We start from the raw sequence: 3,060 nt of genomic DNA, 5'->3' as shown, positions 1-3,060 counted from the left end.
CTCCCGACTACTCCCGAGAGCTACTCCCGGTGCAACAAGCCGGGAGCTACTCCCGGTCACGGTCAATTGCACCGGAGTTCTCCCGCCCCCCAGCCCCGGGTGAAACTCATACTTGCATGGGCAGAGCCTCGCCGCACACTTTTGCTGGATGCCCGCCGCAGCATAGGCTATGCAAACACAACAACTGTACGCAGCAACGAGGCTCTCAAACACTGTGGCGAACCAAGAGCTACTCCTGTTCTGTTGAACCGATTGCACCGAAAGCTACTCCCGGTCTGCTGCACCGAGAGCTACTCCCGGTTTATGCTGCCCCTGGGCCCTTGTGGCTAACAGAGGCGAGAAGATAAAATGACTATACACATGCACCAGCATGTTGATGCAATGCAAGGGGCAAATGCAATGCAACTGGCCCATCTCCCAACGTTGGTGTTGCCTCGATAAGATTGGCCGGCTTCGAGGATGCTACTCGTGAGGAGGCTAACGCAAGTGCACAACGTTGGAAGATCAGCTTGCCTGCACAAGCCGTGGCGAAGTGCGAAGAAGCTCTCGCATACGCAAGAGAATGCTTTGGTCAAACTTAGCAGAACATGCATTTTTGCATGACTGCTTGAGGACCTTATTAAGCGATTCGTCCAGCCACGTGCTGTATTTCGCCGGGTTGCCTTGAGCACCTTGCCGGAACAACAAGTGGAACACCAAGTGGTGTTTCGGTGTAAAACACGAGAAGATTGACATCATCGCGATGTGCTGGCAATACATGGCAATGGACTCCTTTCGCTGCTCGGCAGGAATAGTCCAACCGTTGCTGTGCCAGATTTCAACTATGCGATCGAGACACTGGCCCGCTTTCAGCAAACGTTGCCAGTGCTGCCCCAACCGTTCGCCGTAACGTGGGAACAGATAGAGGAGAAACTTCAGAAGTCCAAAAGTTTCGGCACCTTTGCTCTTTAGGGTTTGGTTCCCTTTCGTCCCGACCGTCTTTGCTGAGAAGTCTGCCAGGCGAGTGAGTCCTTCTTGCTGAAACTCAGCATGCCGTATCTTGTAGAAAGTCATCAGGGTAGACCGCATCGCTAAGATTGCAACAGGCAAAGAATCTCCAAAGACACCGCTGAGAAGAACTGTCCAGATCGCTATTTTCGCCCACACCCGCATCACTCCCAAATAGAATGCATGCAATGTGTCGATGGCCAGTGATCCACAAGGGCTGACACCAAGGCCGCTGCGGAACAATGGGTTCGGCCGTCTGCTGTGAGACTCTTCAGAGCGTCGCCAGAAGTAAGCAACAAAGGGCACGGGTGCCGTCTCAAACTGTCCGACGTCTGGCAAAGAATCGCTCGGCTCAAGTCTGTCGCCCGTGCACAAACCGTGCTCCAATAAGTTGGTCTTCAAGGACCGCCCGCAGCTGCCTTCCTTGCTTTTGTCGTACTTCAACAATGTTGCGATCTTGTTGCGGACATCCAATGTAGCCACTTGAACTGCATTCAAGCACCGTTCACAAGAAAGATTGTAGTCCTCGTCCTCGTTATCCCGCCACCGAAGGGCAGTGTCTGAGTGCCCTGCTGCGACGAACAGATCCAACCCGAAGGCATTACACAGGAAACAAGGGCGGATTCCGTCACACCACGAAGGGAGGCCGAGTGTAGTAGCGAACTCCGACCAGTCGCCTTTAATGAATAAACAAGCTACCTTGATGGGAGCTGCTTGGCCGGCCAAAGCAAGTCTTTTTGTGTCAGTTTCGAGAAATGGTTGCCCGTCATGCCTTGCTGACGGGTAGCAACCATCTGCGAGACACCGAAGCGACCAGCACAAGACCTTGAGGAATATGTAGCAAGAGTCCCAGCCTCGGCATCCGCACCGACAAGAGTGCTGTTTCCGTAAAACGGCCCAGAGGTATCGCCGCTCAGAGACAAGGTCTATCATCCACCAACCAATCACAGAGTCGGTCTGGCTATAAGGGACGGCATCGATGTACATAGCGACGGGCAGTACCATGTCAGAGTTCTGTTGGACGACTTGATGTTTGAAGTAAACATCCGGCAACTCTTTCCGCCGCACCATCTCGCCAAGCCGTGTCCGGTAGCCGACGCTTGTAGCTAAATCTGACCAGAGCTGTTCGTGAGGAGGCAAGCAGACCCCGGTGTGCGTCATGCGGCTCAAGGCGTGCTTGTGGTGCCCCGGATACTCGAAGTAATATAAGTCATCGTTGTTAAGGTGCCCCAGCAATTTACGAAGCCGTTCGGCATACTTTCCAGAGGAACTCCCTGGTGCCTTTGCATACTGCCGTGCCTCTACTACACCTGCTTCGGCTGCGAAAAACAGAGTGGTGCAGCAGTCTTCTGCTGTGATTTTGTTCAGCAAGTGCATATGCAATATTTTCCGAACCAGAAGATGCCCGGGCGTGTCTTTGTCTTCGCCTTCAGAATCTGAGTCTGATGGCATACCCCATTGGCCAGCATCGAAGTCATCGTCGGGGTCGGGACCAGTGCGGTTCTCCCAGCTATGCGCAAAACGTTTGACCGGAGGTTGCTCCCACGAGTGCCCAGCCATCGCGAAAGCCCGGAGCTACCCCCGATCATTCCCCAGGGAGCTACTCCCGAGAGCTACGACCGGGAGCTACTCCCGATCCGTGGTCGTGGCGCTGGAAGGCAATTTGAGCCGATATGGTTGCGGACAGTGCAGTTGGACGGCGACTGCTACACCGAGAGCTACTCCCGGTCTGCTGCACCGAGAGCTACTCCCGGTCAATTGCACCGAGAGCTACTCGATCCCGGTCTGTTACACCGAGAGCTTCTCCCGGTCTGCTACACCGAGAGCGACTCCCGGTCTGTTACACCGAGAGCTACTCCCGGTCTGCAATGCTAAGAAAACAAAGACACATTCAAGGACCAACCATCATGCAAACTGCGACAACTTCAAACATCATGCGACTGCTACACCGAGAGCTACTCCCGGTCAATTGCACCGAGAGCTACTCCCGGTTTACTGAGTAGCTCCCGGCTTGTTGCAGTAGCTCTCGGGAGTAGTCGGGAGTAGCTCCCGGCTTGTTGCACCGGGAGTAGC

The 3,060-nt window shown here is 54.4% G+C and carries 1 protein-coding gene; it reads right to left on the bottom strand.

Annotation, left to right across the window (positions count from 1 at the left end):
- Positions 1-504: 504 nt before the first annotated feature.
- Positions 505-1,485, bottom strand: a complete 981-nt coding sequence (locus ABWP81_RS11520; RefSeq protein WP_353141903.1) for a hypothetical protein — start codon at positions 1,483-1,485, stop codon at positions 505-507.
- Positions 1,486-3,060: the final 1,575 nt, after the last annotated feature.

Origin of the sequence: Limnohabitans sp. (assembly GCF_040401135.1) — a bacterium.
GTDB lineage: Bacteria > Pseudomonadota > Gammaproteobacteria > Burkholderiales > Burkholderiaceae_C > Limnohabitans.
Note: the sequence above shows the minus strand (reverse complement) of the source record. Positions and strands in the feature narration are given on the sequence as shown.